The organism is Corallococcus sp. AS-1-6, from assembly GCF_020037015.1.
Classification (GTDB): domain Bacteria; phylum Myxococcota; class Myxococcia; order Myxococcales; family Myxococcaceae; genus Corallococcus.
The window spans coordinates 90010-106294 of the sequence record NZ_JAIQDE010000022.1; the positions used below are offsets into that span (position 1 = coordinate 90010).

The 16285-nt window shown below is 70.0% G+C and carries 12 protein-coding genes and 1 pseudogene; 6 read left to right on the forward strand and 7 right to left on the reverse strand.

What is annotated here, in order from left to right:
* The first annotated feature begins 213 nt into the window (after positions 1-213).
* Both K8612_RS26840 and K8612_RS26845 read left to right on the forward strand, forming a co-directional pair.
* On the forward strand, positions 214-2352 hold the full coding sequence (locus K8612_RS26840; protein ID WP_373692140.1) for an alkaline phosphatase: 2139 nt from the start codon (positions 214-216) through the stop codon (positions 2350-2352).
* A gap of 127 nt (positions 2353-2479) precedes the next feature.
* Positions 2480-4762 (forward strand): Tex family protein, encoded by a 2283-nt coding sequence (locus K8612_RS26845; RefSeq protein WP_223764381.1) that lies wholly within the window; start codon positions 2480-2482, stop codon positions 4760-4762.
* A 9-nt stretch (positions 4763-4771) separates the two neighbouring features.
* Here the strand turns inward: K8612_RS26845 and K8612_RS26850 are convergent, their stop codons facing one another.
* The 4 genes and pseudogenes from K8612_RS26850 to K8612_RS26865 form a co-directional block, all read right to left on the reverse strand.
* Complete coding sequence (locus K8612_RS26850) at positions 4772-5176, reverse strand: DUF6714 family protein (protein ID WP_373692141.1); 405 nt, start codon at positions 5174-5176, stop codon at positions 4772-4774.
* Positions 5158-5376 (reverse strand): annotated as a pseudogene (locus tag K8612_RS39640) (hypothetical protein); the annotation flags it as partial. The gene K8612_RS26850 and the pseudogene K8612_RS39640, both read right to left, overlap by 19 nt.
* Positions 5373-6485, reverse strand: coding sequence for a hypothetical protein (locus tag K8612_RS26860; protein ID WP_223764411.1), 1113 nt, complete (start codon positions 6483-6485; stop codon positions 5373-5375). The gene K8612_RS26860 and the pseudogene K8612_RS39640, both read right to left, overlap by 4 nt.
* Positions 6482-8335: an HSP90 family protein gene (locus tag K8612_RS26865; RefSeq protein WP_223764412.1), complete on the reverse strand. Its 1854-nt coding sequence runs from the start codon at positions 8333-8335 to the stop codon at positions 6482-6484. The genes K8612_RS26860 and K8612_RS26865 overlap by 4 nt, the downstream gene beginning before the upstream one ends.
* A 210-nt stretch (positions 8336-8545) precedes the next feature.
* Here K8612_RS26865 and K8612_RS26870 point away from each other — a divergent pair, with 210 nt between their 5' ends.
* Both K8612_RS26870 and K8612_RS26875 read left to right on the forward strand, forming a co-directional pair.
* Positions 8546-9397 carry a metal-dependent hydrolase gene (locus K8612_RS26870; protein WP_223764383.1) on the forward strand — a complete coding sequence of 284 codons (852 nt, stop codon included), beginning with the start codon at positions 8546-8548 and terminating at the stop codon, positions 9395-9397.
* Between the two features lie 206 nt (positions 9398-9603).
* Positions 9604-10995: a TerB family tellurite resistance protein gene (locus K8612_RS26875; RefSeq protein ID WP_223764384.1), complete on the forward strand. Its 1392-nt coding sequence runs from the start codon at positions 9604-9606 to the stop codon at positions 10993-10995.
* 14 nt (positions 10996-11009) lie between these two features.
* Here the strand turns inward: K8612_RS26875 and K8612_RS26880 are convergent, their stop codons facing one another.
* Positions 11010-12368, reverse strand: a complete 1359-nt coding sequence (locus K8612_RS26880) for a spondin domain-containing protein (RefSeq protein WP_223764385.1) — start codon at positions 12366-12368, stop codon at positions 11010-11012.
* 156 nt (positions 12369-12524) lie between these two features.
* Here K8612_RS26880 and K8612_RS26885 point away from each other — a divergent pair, with 156 nt between their 5' ends.
* Both K8612_RS26885 and K8612_RS26890 read left to right on the forward strand, forming a co-directional pair.
* Positions 12525-13976 (forward strand): GNAT family N-acetyltransferase, encoded by a 1452-nt coding sequence (locus K8612_RS26885; protein ID WP_223741228.1) that lies wholly within the window; start codon positions 12525-12527, stop codon positions 13974-13976.
* Positions 13949-14386, forward strand: coding sequence for a hypothetical protein (locus tag K8612_RS26890; RefSeq protein WP_223741227.1), 438 nt, complete (start codon positions 13949-13951; stop codon positions 14384-14386). Before K8612_RS26885 ends, K8612_RS26890 begins: the two co-directional genes overlap by 28 nt.
* 7 nt (positions 14387-14393) lie before the next feature.
* On the opposite strand, the gene K8612_RS26895 is transcribed toward K8612_RS26890, so the two are convergent.
* Both K8612_RS26895 and K8612_RS26900 read right to left on the reverse strand, forming a co-directional pair.
* A complete protein-coding gene (locus K8612_RS26895; RefSeq protein WP_223741226.1) occupies positions 14394-15272 on the reverse strand; it encodes an aldo/keto reductase in 879 nt (292 codons plus the stop codon).
* 57 nt (positions 15273-15329) lie between these two features.
* Positions 15330-16109, reverse strand: coding sequence for an SDR family oxidoreductase (locus tag K8612_RS26900; protein ID WP_223764386.1), 780 nt, complete (start codon positions 16107-16109; stop codon positions 15330-15332).
* Positions 16110-16285: the final 176 nt, after the last annotated feature.

A 16285-nucleotide genomic window follows, 5' to 3' on the forward strand; every position in this document is an offset into this window, starting at 1 on the left:
CGGGGGGAGCGGCGCGGCGGGTGAAGCAGAAGGGGGCCGGTCTCCAGCGATGGGGCCGGCCCCTTTTTCTTCACCGTGAGAGGGATTGGGGGGCGTGACGCGCACGGTCATCACCGGGCTGTCGCCGGGATGTTTCGTGTGGAGGGAGGAGGGCCTCTAGACTTCGCGGGCCGGGAGCCCCTTCACCCCTGCTTCCCGCGGGAGTCCATCGCCTTGTTCAACCCCTTCAAACGCCGCACGTTCCTGCAAGCCGTGGTCGCCGTCGCGGCGACGACGACCTTTGGATGCTCCGACGACGACTCGACGCAGCCGTCGGAGGGTTCGCCCTACTTCCCGCAGTCGCTGGCGTCGGGGGATCCGCGTCCGGACAGCGTGGTGTTGTGGGTGCGCGTGGAGGACAAGGACCGCGCCGGGTCGGACCTGCCGTTGCGGCTGGAGGTCTCCCCGACGGAGGACTTCAAGACGCTGGTGCTGGACAAGACGGACCTGACGGCGCGGGCGGAGCATGACCACGCGCTGAAGGTGAAGGTCACCGGGCTGTCCGCGCGCACGACGTACTACTACCGCTTCTCCTACGAGAAGGACGGCCAGAAGCACACCACGCGCACCGGGCGCACGCGCACCGCGCCCGCGGCGGGGGATGACGTGCCGGTGAAGTTCGTCTTCGCGAGCTGCCAGGACTTCATTGGCCGCTACTACAACGCCTGGCAGCGGCTGTTGCAGTTGGACGCGGACCTGGACTTCGTGGTGTTCCTGGGGGACTACGTCTACGAGACGACGGGCGACACGTCCTTCCAGTCCGGCGACGGCGGCCGGGCCGTGCGCTTCAGCGCGCCGGACGAGGCGCTGCCGCAGGGCTCGGGCCTCACCGCGTTCCTGGCGGCGAACTCGCTGTCCAACTACCGCGACCTGTACAAGACGACCCGCTCGGACCGGCAGTTGCAGGGCGTGCACGAGCGCTACCCGTTCATCATCGTCTGGGACGACCACGAGTTCTCCGACGACTGCTGGCAGGACGTGGCCACGTACGAGGACGGCAAGCGGGACGAGACGCAGCGGGACCGCAAGCTCAACGCGGAGCAGGCCTTCCTGGAGTACATCCCGCTGGACACGGCGCAGTCGGCCGCGGGCGCCATCGACGTGGGCAGCGAGCCGCGCTTCCCCAACTCGCGCATCTACCGTGACTTCGAGTACGGCAAGCACCTGAAGCTGCTGGTGACGGACTACCGCAGCTACCGGCCGGACCACCTCATCCCGGAGGACGCCTATCCGGGCGGCGTGGTGCTGGACCAGACGCTGCTGGGCGCGGCGCTCCAGGGCCAGCCGGACGCGGTGAAGGCCACGTTCCAGACGGACACGTTCGCGTACGTGAACATCGACGACGCGGCGTACGCGAACCAGAAGCAGGTGCTGCTGGGCGTGTACCTGAGCCAGGCGAAGGCGGCGGGCCTGACGGACGCGGAGGCCGCGCAGAAGGCCGGCAAGTGGGTGGCGGGGCCGGTGGCGCTCTACTACGTGAACCAGGTGCTGGCGGCGGTGAACAAGTCGCTGGTGATTCCGCCCGCGGACAAGCCCCGGGGCCTGGCGTACGCGCACATGGGCAAGGCGGCGCTCTTCAACATCCAGGGCTCGCGCTACGTGGTGGTGAAGGACACGTTCGACCTGTTCGCGGCGGTGAAGTACCAGCTCTCCCAGGGCAAGAGCGAGGACGTGTTCGGCCCGGACCAGGAGAAGTGGTTCCAGGAGACGCTCACCGCGGCGACGAACACCTGGAAGATGGTGGTGAGCTCCACGTCGCTGTCGGCGCTCATCTGGGACTTCCGGCAGCAGGCGGACATCACGGACCCGACGCTGCGCCAGCGCTTCTACTTCAGCGTGGACCAGTGGGACGGCTTCCCCACGAAGAAGAAGGTGATGCTCAACACGCTGAAGGCCGCGGGCGTGACGAACACGCTGTTCATCTCCGGGGACATCCACGCGTCGTTCGCGTCGGTGGAGGAGGGCGTGCCCACGCTGACGGCGCCGGCCATCACCTCCGGCTCCATCAAGAGCCTGGCCAGCCTGGCGCTGATTGGCGCGGGCTACGCCACGGGGGCGCCGGTGTACCAGCACGCCGTCGTGGAGATGGAGAAGACGCTGATGGCGTCCAACCCGGGCCTGCGCTTCGCGGACGCGGACTCGCACGGCTTCGTGCTGGTGGAGGTGAATGGGGACGAGACGCTCGCCACCTTCCACCTCATCCCCGCCGGAGAGGTGGCCAAGGACTACTCCAAGCGCGCGGACAGCGACCTGGAGGCGAAGTTCACCGCGAAGACCTTCCGCGTGAAGAACAGCGACATCCAGCCGGCCTGAGCCGGAGGGACGTGATGTGAAGGAGCGGGCCGCGTGGGGACACTCCCCGCGCGGCCCTTTTCATTGGGGGACGTGAGAGCGGCGCGTCTCTGGGAGGCGCGCGCGGGCCGGGGTATAGACGGGCGCCATGCACGTCTATGCCGCCGCGTTGGCCCAGGAGCTGGGCATCAAGCCGGAGCAGGTGGACCGGACCCTCGCACTGCACGAAGAGGGAGGCACGGTCCCCTTCATCGCGCGCTACCGCAAGGAGGCCACGGGGGGCCTGGACGAGGTTCAAATCCAGTCCATCCTGGACAAGGCCACGGAGCGCGCGGAGCTGGATGGGCGGCGCGACACCATCCTGCGCGGCATCGAGGAGCAGGGGAAGCTGACGCCGGAGCTGAAGAAGGCGCTCCTGGCGGCGCGCACGCGCGCGGAGCTGGAAGACCTGTACCTGCCGTACAAGCCCAAGCGCCGCACGCGCGCGGCCATCGCCCGGGAGAAGGGGCTGGAGCCGCTGGCGGACCTGGTGTGGAAGCAGGAGGGCCAGCGCGGGGAGAACCTGGATGCGCGCGTGAAGCCCTACGTGAACGCGGACAAGGGCGTGGCGGACGTGGCGCAGGCGCTGGCGGGCGCGCGGGACATCTGCGCGGAGCGGGTGGCGGAGGACGCGAAGCTGCGCCGCGAGGCCCGCGACCTGTGCACGCGGCGGGGCACGCTGCGCTCGGACGTGGTGCCCGCGAAGAAGGGCGAGACGACCAAGTTCGAGAACTACTACGGCCACGAGGAGCCGCTGTCCCAGGCCCCGTCCCACCGCGTGCTGGCGCTGTTGCGCGGGGAGGAGGAGGGCGTGCTGAAGGTGAAGCTGGGCCTGCCGGACGACGAGGTGAAGGGGCTCTTCACCGGGCGCGTGGTGACGCGGCCGCAGTCGCTGTTCGCGGGCGAGCTGCGCGCGGCGGTGGAGGACGGGTGGGACCGGCTGATGGGGCCGTCGCTGGAGTCGGAGCTGCGGGCGGAGCTGAAGGAGCGCGCGGACAAGGGCGCCATCGGGGTGTTCGGGGAGAACCTGCGGCACCTGTTGCTGGCGGCGCCCGCGGGGGCCCGGGCGGTGCTGGCGTTGGACCCGGGGCTGCGCACGGGCATCAAGCTGGTGATGCTGGACGCGACGGGGACGGTGGTGGAGACGACGACGCTCTACTCGGAGCGGAGCGCGGACGAGCGGGCGCGCGCGGCGAAGCTGCTGGAGGCGGTGGTGCGCAAGCACAAGCCGGAGCTCATCGCCGTGGGCAACGGCACGGGCAGCCGCGAGGCGGAGGTCTTCACGCGGGACACGCTGAAGGCGATGGGCGTGCAGGTCCCGGTGGTGTCGGTGAGCGAGCAGGGGGCGTCCATCTACTCCGCGTCGGAGGTGGCGCGGGAGGAGTTCCCGGAGCTGGACGTGTCGCTGCGCGGGGCGGTGTCGATTGGCCGGCGCTTGCAGGATCCGCTGGCGGAGCTGGTGAAGATCGACCCGAAGAGCATCGGGGTGGGGCAGTACCAGCACGACGTGGACCAGGGGCTCTTGAAGAAGAAGCTGGGCGAGGTGGTGGACTCGTGCGTGAACGCGGTGGGCGTGGACGTGAACACGGCGTCACCGCAGTTGTTGGAGCACGTGTCGGGCGTGGGGCCGTCCCTGGCGAAGAAGCTGGTGGCGCACCGGGCGGCGAAGGGGCGCTTCACGACGCGGCGGGAGCTGCTCAAGGTGAGCGGCCTGGGGCCGAAGACGTTCGAGCAGGCGGCGGGCTTCCTGCGGGTGCGAGGGCCGGAGCCGCTGGATTCGAGCGCGGTGCACCCGGAGCGCTACACGGTCGTGGAGCGGATGGCGAAGGACCTGGGCGTGGACGTGGCGTCGCTGGTGGGGAACGCGGCGCTGGTGCGCCAGATTGAAGCGAAGCGCTACCTGGGGCCGGAGCTGGGCGAGCTGACGCTGAAGGACATCCTGGCGGAGCTGGAGAAGCCGAGCCGGGACCCGCGAGGAGACTTCACGGCGCACGCGACGCGGGACGATTTGCGCGCGCTGGAGGACGTGAAGGAGGGGATGGTGTTGCAGGGCGTGGTGACGAACGTGACGGCGTTCGGAGCGTTCGTGGACGTGGGCGTGCATCAGGACGGCCTGGTGCACGTGTCGCAGTTGGCGGCGCGCTTCATCAAGGACCCCTCGGAGGTGGCCAAGGTGGGCGACCGGCTGACGGTGAAGGTCCTGTCCGTGGACCTGGCGCGCAAGCGGTTGGCTTTGTCCGTGCGGGCGGTGCTGGAGGGTGGGGCGCCGCAGGCGAAGCCCGCGAGCGCACCGGCGCAGCAGCAGCGGCCCGCGCAGAAGCCCGCGACGCAGGCTCCGCCGCAGAAGAAGCCGGAGCCGTTCAACAATCCGTTCTCGAAGTTGAAGCGCTGAGCGCGGACGTCATTCCGCCGGCAGGTCCCAATACGTCTCCAATGCTTGGGACCAGGACTGCTTGGAGATAGGTGAAGTGGACGCGTCCCTCATGTGGATGAGGAACATCCGGATGGCGCTCCTTTGAAGAGGGCTCAATCGGTCAAACCTGCGAAGGAAGAAGGAGCGCAGGTCTGGCTGTGCTTCATCCGAAATGGTCAGTGAGGACAGGAGGAAGTCGCGTACATCCAGATCCACGAGCGCCGCGTTGAGATAGGCCGGAAGGTAGTAGGTCATTGCCTCCGGGCTGAACAGCGAGAGGTGCGCCGCATGGTCGCGCACCTTCTCCCGTGGGACGTCCTTCCAGTGGCGCCCCCCGAAGTCCCGAACGAGTTCGGGTGTCTCCCATGCTCCGCATCGCCGCCGCGAAAGCACCGGTTCATCAAGGTCCTACGCGCTTGGATGCAGTTCTCAAAACGGTTCCATTGAACCGTCAAGTCCACGCAGGACATCGTGGCGTTACAGCTCATGCTCTGGGTCTTGCACGCCGAGCCAACCGCTTTGCTCAAGTCGCGCCAGACGTCCTTGGTGCAGTCGCCCAGCTTGAGCCCGTCATGTTGCGGCGCTCCCTTCAATCCAACGGGAACAGCCGCGCTTCCTTCGCCAGCACCTCATTGCGCGCCAGCAGCCCCGCGAACCGCTTCGTCCCGTTGCGCGCGTCGAACCGCGCCGCGATGTCGCGCGCCTGCGACTCCAGCCAGTCCTTCAGCGCTCGCGTCCCGTAGCCTCCGTCCACCGCGTGCAGCGGGAACGCTCGCGGCAAGCGCAGACTCACTTCGTCGCGACCGTCCGCCACCACCTGGCCCACCAGGAACGACGCCGCCGCGTAGAAGCTGAACCGGTCCCGGTAGCTGGAGTGTTCCAGCGCCCAGCCCAGGTGCTTCTCCAGCAGCGTGAGCCCTCGCGACAGGTTGCCCGTCAGCGCCAGGAACTCCAGGTGCTCTCCCACCGTGGAGAGGAACTCGCGGTTCTTCGCCACCATCGCGTAGCCGCGCACGTGGCAGTCCCGCGCTTCCTTCAGCCGCTCCAGCTTGAAGAACGGATACAGCAGCGTGCCCAGCGTCAGGTGCGGAATCTCCGCGCAGGACTGGCGCCCGTCCAGGATGGGCTTCGCCTTCTGGATGGCCTGCTCCCACTCGCCCTTGTCCACGTGGTGGTCCAGCTCGTCGTCCAGTTCGCAGACGCGGCAGTCCGTCAGGTGGTCCCGGGGCGTGACGAGCCACGCCTCCCACAGGCGCTCCGCGTCCTCCGTGTCGCCCATGTCCCGCGCCATCTGGTAGCGCAGCTTCAGCGCCGCCCGCTTGCCCGCGTCCAGCTTCGCGAAGCTCTGCTCCACGTCATCCAGCGCGTCTGAAATCTGCTTGCGGCTGATGTGCGGGAACTCGTCCAGCCGGCCCACCACCCACTTCTGCTTCCAGAGCATGTCCTCCGGGTCGAACCGCTGCGGGTCCTTCTTCTGCTGCCCCCGGCACCACGCGAACGCCACCAGCGCCTTGTCCGGATACCCCCCGAACGTCGCCGCGTCGATGAGCGCGTCCCGCAGCTCGTACCCGAGCGGCACGTCGCCGTGCACGTCCGTCAGCCGCACCGCCTCCTCCAGCGCGCGCACCTTCGCGTCGCCCTCCGGCAGCGCGTCCGCCTGCCCTCGCAGGGCCTCCACCTGCTGGCGCCAGTCCGCCATCAGTGCATCCCCCGCGAGCCCGGGCCCGACGAGCCGCCCCCTCCGCCACTGTCATCCAGCCTCGCGGAGATGAGCCCCAGCAATCCATGGTTCAAGAGCGCCATCTCCTGCGCGTTCAGCGGGTGCTGTCCCAACAGCAGCGCCTGCACGTAGAGCATCTCCACCGACAGCTTCAGCAGCTCCCGCCCCTCCACCGCCGCCAGCCGGCGCACCACCGGGTTGTGCAGGTTGAGGCAGAGCAGCGCGCGGTCCTGCCCGCCCGTGCCCGCCATCACCCCGTCCAGCACGCCCGCGTACAGGTCGTCCGACTCCTCGCGCGCCCGCGCCGCGTCCCGCTTGAACGCCCCTTCCGCGTCCGAGCTGTAGAGCGTGGGCACCTCCGCCGGGAAGAACTTCTTCACCTCCACCCCGCAGCGGAACGGCGCCAGCACCCGCTCGGCCAGACGCAGCAGCGGATAGACGGCCTCGCGCTCGTCCAGCGTCAGCTCCTCGAAGCTCTGCGGCAGGTCCGCCGACGAGAACGCCGCCACCTGCGCCTCCGGCACCACGTGCGGCAGCTTCTCCAGCAGCGCCGTGTCGTGCGTGTACGCCGCGTTCAACACGCACAGCCCCTGCGCCGCCGCCACCCGCGCCACCTGACGGAACCCGTCCAGCGTCGGCGTGTAGCGCACCACCGGCCAGGACCGCCGGTAGTCCGCCAACGTCATCACCCCGAGCGACGTCTCGAACGGCAACCAGTCGATGACCAGCCGGTAGAAGTCATCGTCGTCCAGCGCCAGCCCCTTCACCGACAATCCATGCAGCGCGATCAACCGCTGCAGCGCCCGGGGGTCCTCGTGCGCCAGGTCCATCAGGTACTGGCGCAGGGACTGCCCCAGGGCCTCGCGCGCCTTCGCCAGCACCGTGTCCTCGTAGAAGGACTCGCGGCTCGCGGTGGGCCTCAGGCCGTTCGCGTTCACCACGCACTTCACGAAGAACGCCCACTCCGGCAGCAGGTTCTCCGCGCTCTCCGATAGCAGCATCTGCTTCAGGTACACGCGGTGCTTCTGCTTCGCGTTGAAGTGCGGCGACGCCGGCAGCACGTACGCCACGCCGTCCACGTCCCCCGCCTCCGAGCGCAGTGGAATCACATCCAGGAAGTCCGTGCCGAACACCTCGCGCCCGTACGCGAGCAGCGCCCGCCGCTTGTCCGCCGCCGTCTCGTGGAAGCGGCGCCAGGGCGGGCCATCCGGGTTCAGCGGCTCCGTCCGCCCGTCCACCGTGAGCCGCACGGGGAAGGGCAAGAGGCCGCCGTAGTGGCTCGCCAACTGGCGCACCCGCTCCGGCGTGAACCACTCCGTCATGTCCGCGCGGGCCACCAGGTAGACGTGCGTGCCGGGGGCGTCCAGCGGGTGCTCGGAGACGCGCACGTCGTACGTGCCGTCGTGCCGGCCCCGCCACTCCAGCGTCCGCCCGTCCCCCTTCGCCGAGCGCGTCACCACCAGCAGCTCGTCGCACACCATGAAGCACGACAGGAGGCCGATGCCGAACTGCCCGATGAAGTCGTTGCGCCGGGCCTCCAACTGCTCGCGCTTGGAGGACTCGCCGATGGTGGCCAGGAAGCGGTGGATCTCCTCCTCCGTCAGCCCCACGCCGTCATCCGTGAAGAGCAGGGTGGGCGGCCCGCCGTCCTGCTTCTCCCGCAGCTCCAGCCCCACCGTGCCCGTGACCCCGGGCTCCATCCGCTGGCGGGCGCGGATGGCGTCCGTGGCGTTCTGGAGCAGCTCCCGCACGTAGACCCCGGGCGAGCTGTACAGGTGGTGGGACAGGAGGTCGATGACCCCACGGAGGCTGACTTGGAATCGATGGTCCACGCGGCCGGCGAGCGTAGCGCGCTGCATCCTCCCCGGGGCCACAAACCCCCGCCGTGGGTGGATGAAGGCATGTGTCCTTCCCAAGGCAACCGGACGCGCCAGCCCCCTTCCGCCTCCCTGGCGGGGTGGTATGTCGCGCCCCGGCCGTGCGGCGCCCCCGGGCGGCGCGGCGACATGTCGTCTCTTTCCTTCCTCCTGGAGTGGACAACGATGGGCAACAAGCTGAAGGCAGTGGTGGTGGGCGCGGTGCTGGGCGTCGCGGGCGCGGCCTTCGCGCAGGGCACGCCGGCGGCTCCCAAGGCCGACGCGAAGGCGCCGGGCAAGGCGGCGGCGGGCAAGGCGCCGGCCACGGCGGGCAAGACGGAGGTGACGTGGTGGGGCCACGCCGCCTTCGTGGTGAAGACGCCGGGCGGCGCGACCTTCGCCATCGACCCGTGGCTCACCAACCCCAAGGCGCCGCAGGGCGCCACCTGGCCGGAGGCGGTGGACGCCATCCTCGTGACCCACGGCCACTTCGACCATGTGGGTGAGACGAAGGCCCTGGCCCAGAAGACGGGCGCCAAGGTGTACGGCTCCTTCGAGCTGGTGAACCTGCTGGGCCTGCCGGAGGCGCAGGCCGTGGGCGCCAACGCGGGCGGGACGTTCACCGTGAAGGACGCCACCATCCACCTGGTGGAGGCGGTCCACTCCAGCAGCTACCAGGCGGACCCCAAGGCCGCGTCGCAGTACGCGGGCGCGCCCCTGGGCTTCGTCATCGAAATCGCCAACGGCCCCACGCTGTACCACGCGGGTGACACCGGGGCCTTCCAGTCCATGGCCCTCATCGCGGAGCAGTTCAAGCCCGGCGTGGCCCTGCTCCCCATTGGCGGCCACTTCACCATGGACCCCGCGCAGGCCGCCGTCGCCGCGAAGCTGCTGAAGGTGAAGACCGTGGTGCCCATGCACTACGGCACCTTCCCCGCCCTGGCCGGCACCCCGGACGCGCTCACCACCGAGCTGAAGAAGACCCGGGCCGCCACCAAGGTGCTCGCCCTGGAGCCGGGCAAGGCCACCGCGCTGTAGGTCTTCCCGCCGCGAGGGCCTCTCGCGCCGCGCCCGTCCGCCCTGGGTGGACGGGCGCGCTGTTTTTTCCGCCAGCCATCAGCATCCGTTGCCGGACGCCCGCGTGCGCCCGGGGTCGAGTGGCATCCCGGAGGCGGCTGGGTTATTCCCCGCCTCAGCGCGCCCGAGGGGGAAGCTCCGGCCGCGCGCTTTCGAGGGGTGTACCGGTGGCGGTGCTGGTTTTTGGAAGGGGGACCTGGCTGGCCGCGCTCCTGACGGACGTGGTCGCCGCGCATGCGCGCTCCCCCGCGCCCGTCCCGGCCCCGCCGCTTCCGGAAGCCGCCTCCGGCCGGGCCCGGGGCCGCGCCTTCCTGCGCCGCACGCTGCGCGCCACGGGGCTCGTCTATGGCACGCCCGTGCCGCTGCCCTCGCCGGTGGACGGCGGTGAGCCCTTCGACGTCCCGCCCCGCGCCGTGGAGGACGAGCTGTTCCAGGCCGTGGTGCGCACGCTGGCGCGCATGGCGCTGGACCTGGCGCGGGTGATGGACGCGCCGGAGGGTCCCCGGGTGGAGCAGTTGCTGGTGCTCTTCGCGGTGCTGGCGGGCGAGCTGGACCTGGCCATGGCGCTGGACGCGAGGCTCGCGGCGGGGCTGCCGGTGCCCCGGCGGATGGTGGGCCGGGTGGAGGACGCGCTCGACAAGCGGGCGCCGTCGCTGGCCGGGGACCCGGTGTACGGGCTGGTGCTGCACAATGGCGCGCAGTACGCGGACGCGCAGTTGTTCTGCCGGCAGGCCATTGATGTGTTCGCGAGCGGGCGGCTGTCCCGCGCGGTGGCGGAGCGGCGGCGGGACTTCGCGGCGAGGCAGAAGGCGCTGCTCGTGGACGTGCTCACGGCGCTCGCGTGCGTGGACCGCGAGCCCAGCGCCCCCGCGCGCCGCGCCATCCTCCGGCAGGTGGAGGGGCTGCGGCTGCCGCACGCGCTGGAGGGCGAGGTGAAGGCCGCGGTGCGCCAGTCCTTCGAGCGCAAGCGAGACGTGCGGGACGTGGTGCGCCGCGTGCGCAGCGTGGACATGCGGCACCTGCTGTTGGAGCAGGCGCTGCTGGCGGCGCTGGTGGACGGCCGGCGCACGCGGCGGGAGCGGGCCTTCATCGACACGCTGGCGGGCGCGCTGCACGTGCCCCACGCGGAGCTGCGCCGGCTGGAGTTGGAGATGGCGGAGTTCTACGCGCGGCACCGCTCGCTGGTGGATGTCTTCACCGTGTCGGACGCGGCGGGCGCCATGGGCGAGGAGCTCATGGGCGGCATGCAGGAGACGCTGGAGAAGAACTTCCACCGGCTCATGCAGGAGGCGCGCGAGACGGGCGACCTGGCCGTGCTGCTCACCAAGGCGGCGCGGCGACAGAAGCTCACCGCCGACGAGCGTCAGCGCATGCGCGCGCAGCTCATCGACGTGGCGAAGGCCATCCCCGCGCTGGCCATCTTCGCCGCGCCGGGCGGCATCCTGCTCCTGGCGGCGCTGGCGAAGGTGCTGCCCTTCAGCCTGCTGCCCAGCGCCTTCCAGGACGGCCCCGCGGCGGAGCCCGACGACGAGGACACCCTGGAGCGCGAGGCCGTCTGAGGCGTGGCCCGCGGCTACTCCGTCGCGAGGGTGACGCGCAGGTGCTGGGACAGGGGCGTGCCGTAGCGTGACGGGGGCACCCGGCGCACGGCCTTGTCGGTGTCCACGGTCCACTCGGGGGCGCCCTGGTGCGGGCCCACGGCGGGCTCCTCGTCCAGCTCCGTGCCCACGTCCCACAGGTACACCTTGGACGTGATGTCTCCCGTCACGGGGGCGTTGGCCTTGTCGAAGAGCGGGACGCCCTGCTCGTCGGGGCCGAAGAACCAGTCGTTGGACTGGCCGAACATGGTCGCGAAGGACAACCGGTCGCCGGGGCGGGCGTTGACGGTGAACGCGTAGGCGTGGCCCGGCGGGAGGGGCCCGGGGGAGGCCGCGTCCACGGGCGTGTCGAAGGTGCCGGACCTGCTCACGCCCGTGGGCGGCGTGGACGCGAGGGCGCTGGCCAGCCGCGAGGCATCGCCGCCTTCCGCGAGCGCCTCCAGCCCCTGGCCCCGGTCCAGCGCGCCTTCCGTGAACAGCGGCGAGGCGGCGTTGTGCACGGCGAAGACGCCCGGTGACAGGGGCGTGGCCACGCCGTTCAGCGGCTGGAGCCAGGTGTCCAGGGCGGTGGCGTCGCCGCCCTCCGCGAGCGCCTCCAGGCCCTGGCCCCGGTCCGGCTGCCCTTCGGTGAAGAGGGGCTCATTGCCGGCGCCCACCACCCAGACCCCGGGGGAGATGCGCACGGGCTTGAAGCCCTCGGAGGTGCTCAGGGTGGTGCGGTCGTCGGAGACGTTCTCGATGCGCACGGTGAAGCGGTGCGTGGCTTCGTCGTGGGCCACCTGCACGCGGATCATCGTCAGGACGCCCGGCATGGAGAACTGCTGGCCGTTGCTGAGCACGGTCCTGACGCCCACGCGCCGCACGGTGGGGTCGGGGTCCTGGAGGCCCGGGCCGTCCGGGGAGGTGGCCTGCTTCGGACCGGTGTGCGCGCCCACGCCGGGCTCCTCGTTCACCTCCGTGCCCGCGTCCCAGAGGACCACCTGGGCGGAGATGTTGCCGACCAGTGGCTTCCCGTCGGAGGCGTAGAGCGGGATGCCCGCGGGCTCGGTGCCGAAGAACCAGTCGTTGGACGCGCCGAGCATGGCGGCGAAGGACAGGCGGTGGGTGCGGCCCGCGGTGAAGCTGAACTCGTAGGTATCGCCCGGGGCCAGCGGGCCCGGTGAGTTGCCGCTCACCTTCGTGTCGAAGCGGCCGGACTTGAGGTTCTGGAAGGGCGCCACGTTCTCGATGCGCACGCGGAAGCGCCGGGAGGACGGGTCGTCGCCGGAGCCGCAGGCGGACAGCGTGAGCAGACCGAGCGCGGCGGCGCTTCCACGGAAGGAGCGGATGGACATGGCAGGAGTCTCCAACGGGCCTCGTGGAAATGCGAAGCCCGGTGGTGTGACCCCGTACGCGGTCAGCGCCCCGACGCCGCCGGAACGTGACGCGTGTCAGACTCGTGAGTAGGCTTCACGCCTCATGACAGCAGTGAGGGGGATGTCACGAAGCTCTTGATCGATACGAACGTCTTGATTCCATTGGAGCCCACCTCTCCCGAACAGGTTGAGGCAATGATGGAACCCGCGACCCGGCTGGTGAGAGCCATTGAAGAGGCTGGCTATCAGCTCTTCATCCATCCAGCCATCAAGGTGGATGTCGAGCGGGACCGCGATGAAGCACGCCGCCGCCTTCGCGAATTGCTGCTCGGCAAGTACCTCCCACTCCCCGCGCCGCCTCCCGTTCCCGCGAGCTGGGACGAGGTCCTGGGGAGCCCCGAGCTCCACTCGAATGATTGGGTAGATCACCAGTTGCTGGCCGCCGTGCGGTCCAACGCCGTGGGCGTCCTGGTGACGGAGGATCTGCGCATTCACCGGAAGGCGAAGCGCGTCGGATTGAAGGAACGCGTTGTCACGGTCAGCGAAGCCCTCGCCATGGTGCAGGGCTTGCGAGCCAGATTCGCTCGGCCTCCGCCCGCGGTGGAGTTCACGTTCGCGCATGATGTTGACGTGGAGGACCCATTCTTCGACAGCCTCCGAGGGGACTACCCGCCGTTCGACGGTTGGTTCCGCAGATGCCAGATGGAGCACCGCCGATGCTGGGTGGTGCGGGGCCAGGGGCGTCATCTGGCCGCGCTGTGCCTCATCAAGGATGAGGAGGGTGTGCTGGACCTCAAGGGCCGCACGCTGAAGCTCTGCACGTTCAAGGTCGCGCCCGCGCATCAGGGACGCCGCTTGGGGGAACTTCTGCTCAAGAGCGTCTTCGAGCACGTCTCGAAGAACGGGCACGACTTCGTCTACGTGACAGCCTACGAGCGCCAGGGCGCGCTCATTGCTGTGTTCGAGGACTTCGGCTTCCAGGTGGAGGGGCGTACGGAATCAGGCGAGCTCGTCCTCGTGAAACGAATGCGTGCAGGGGATGCGCCCGAAGTGCTTTCACCGCTCGACTTCCATGTGCGCCACGGGCCGCCCGCGATGAAGTTCGACGTGCCATCCTTCATTGTCCCCATCGAGCCCCGGTTCCATCACCTGCTCTTTCCAGACGCGGATTCGCAGTTGTCGCTGGAGCCCGGCATCCATCCCTTCGGGAATGGCTTGCGGAAGGCGTACCTGTGCCGGGCGTTGATCCGGCAGATAGAACCCGGTGCGTCCCTGCTGTTCTACCTGAGCCACTCCCAGAAGGCCGTGACGGTCGTGGGCATCGCGGAGCAGACGCTGGTATCCGCGAATGCCGAGGAGATCGCCGCCACGGTGGGAAAACGCACGGTGTTCTCACTTCGCGACATGCAGACGCTGTGCTCGAATGGCGAAGTGCTCGCCATCCTGTTCCGACAAGCGGCCATCCTGAAGGAGCCCATTCCTCTCGGAGACCTCTGTCGTCATGGAGTGCTCAACGGCCCTCCGCAGTCCATCACCACGGTCCAGCAGGGAGGTCGTGAGTGGCTTCGCCAACGCCTCGGTCTGTAGTCCTGCTGCCCATCCAGCCCCGGTATGCGACGCCCATCCTGGAAGGCCTCAAGCGGGTCGAGTTCCGCAAACGCGCCTTCCGCCGGGAGGTCTCACACGTCGTCGTCTACTCCTCCAGCCCGGTGAAGCAGGTCGTCGGCTTCTTCGACATCCTGGGGATCGACGAGGCCCCTCCCGAGCAGCTCTGGCGCCGCTACTCGAGGGTGGGGGGCATCCTGAAGGAGGATTACGACCGCTACTTCTCGCGATGCGAGGGCGGCGTCGCCATCCAGGTGGGAAGGGTCCACGTCTTCGCGAAGCCCTTCCCCCTGGGGGATATCTCGCCGGAGCTGCGTGCACCCCAGAGCTACGCCTACCTGAGCTCTCACGCCTTCACGAAGATTCGTGGCCGGCGGACGCTCGCCACCTGAAGTGCGGTCAGCGCCCCGACGCCTGCGCGTCCACGGCGGCCAGCTCCTCCTTGCTGAGCTTCACCTCCGCGCCCGCGAGGTTCTCCTCCAGGTGCTTCACGGAGGACGTTCCCGGGATGGGCAGCATCACCGGCGAGCGCGCCAGCAGCCAGGAGAGGGCGATCTGCGCGGGCGTCGCGTCGTGCTTCTTCGCCACGGAGTCGAGCGTGCTCCCCGGCTTCGCCAGACCGCCCGTCGCCAGCGGGAACCACGGGATGAAGCCCAGGTTCTCCTTCTCGCAGTAGTCCAGCACCTTCTCGTGCACGCGGTCGGTCAGGTTGTACCGGTTCTGCACCGACACGATGTCCACCACCTTGCGCGCCCGCTGAATCTCCTCCACCGACACCTCCGACAGGCCGATGTGGCGGATCTTCCCTTCCTTCTGCAGCGCCTTCAGCTCGCCCAGCGACTCCTCCACCGGGACCTTCGGGTCGATGCGGTGCAACTGGTACAGGTCGATGCGCTCCAGCTTCAGCCGGCGCAGCGACATCTCCAGCTCCTGGCGCAGGTACTTCGGCGCGCCCACCGGATGCCACTCGTTGGGGCCCGTGCGCACCAGGCCCGCCTTCGTCGCCACCACCACGCCCTTGGCGTAGGGGTGCAGGGCCTCCGCGATGATCTCCTCGCTGACGTAGGGGCCGTACGAGTCCGCCGTGTCGATGAAGTCCACGCCCAGCTCCAGCGCGCGGCGCAACACGCGCACCGCCTCCGCCCGGTCCTTGGGCGGGCCCCAGATGCCAGGGCCCGTCAACTGCATCGCGCCGTAGCCCAGCCGGTGGACCGGCAGGTCCCCGCCCAGCTTGAAGGTGCCGCTCTTCTCCGCGGGTCGCGTCGAGGTTCCGCTCATGGGTGCTTCCTCCGTGCAGATGAACGCCCAAATGGATGCAGGTGCAGCCAATGTGTTTCAGGCCGTCCGGTACCGCCCGGCCAGCGCGTGGGTCGCCCCCCGCAGCAGCGCGGCCTCCGCCTTCTCCAGGGCCGTGAGGGCCTCCGCGGCCTCCAACCCCGGGACGCAGACCGTCTCACCGCGCTCCAGCGCGACGAGCGACGCCGTGACGACGTCCTCCGGCGACATGGTGCCGGGGTAGCCGCCGTTGAACTCCGTGAAGGTCATGCCCGGACAGACGACCTGCGCCACCACGGGCGTGCCGCGCAGCTCGCCCGCGAGCGTGCGGGTGAAGTGGACGAGGAACGCCTTCGCGCCCGCGTAGGTGGCCCGGTGGGGCAGGGGGCCCGGCGGCATCGCGCCGGAGAAGGCGAGCAGGGAGGCGACGTTGATGACCGCGCCCCGGCCCCGCGCCAGCATGCCGGGCAGCGCCGCGCGCGTGGCCAGCATCGGCGCCATCATGTGCAGGTTCGCCAGCCCCTCCAGCGCCGCGGGCTCCACCTGCGCGAAGGGGCCGTAGCCGCCCACGCCCGCGTTGTTGATGAGCAGCGTGAGGTCCTCGCCCGCCGCGCGGGCCGCCACCCGCTGGAGGTCCGCGTGCACCGAGAGGTCCGCCCGCAGCACCTCCGCCCGGATGCCATGCGCCGCCGTCAGCTCCGCCGCCAGCGCCTTCAGCCGCTCCTCCCGCCGGGCGACGAGGACCAGGTCATACCCGAGCGCCGCCAGCCTCCGCGCGTACACCGCGCCGATTCCCGCGGACGTGCCCGTCACCAACGCTGTCCCTCGACTGCCTGCCATGCCTGCTCCCGGAAGAGGTGGAAGGGGTGCGCGCCCGTCTCCCATGCAGTGAATGCTGGAGATGGGGACCGCCGCCGCGAAGCGCACGCCGCGGGCGCCGCACCCTCGGCCGCTGGGTAACGAGGGGCGGGCGGCCGTGCAAGCGCGATGCGCCTCCACCGGGAATCAAGGCCCCG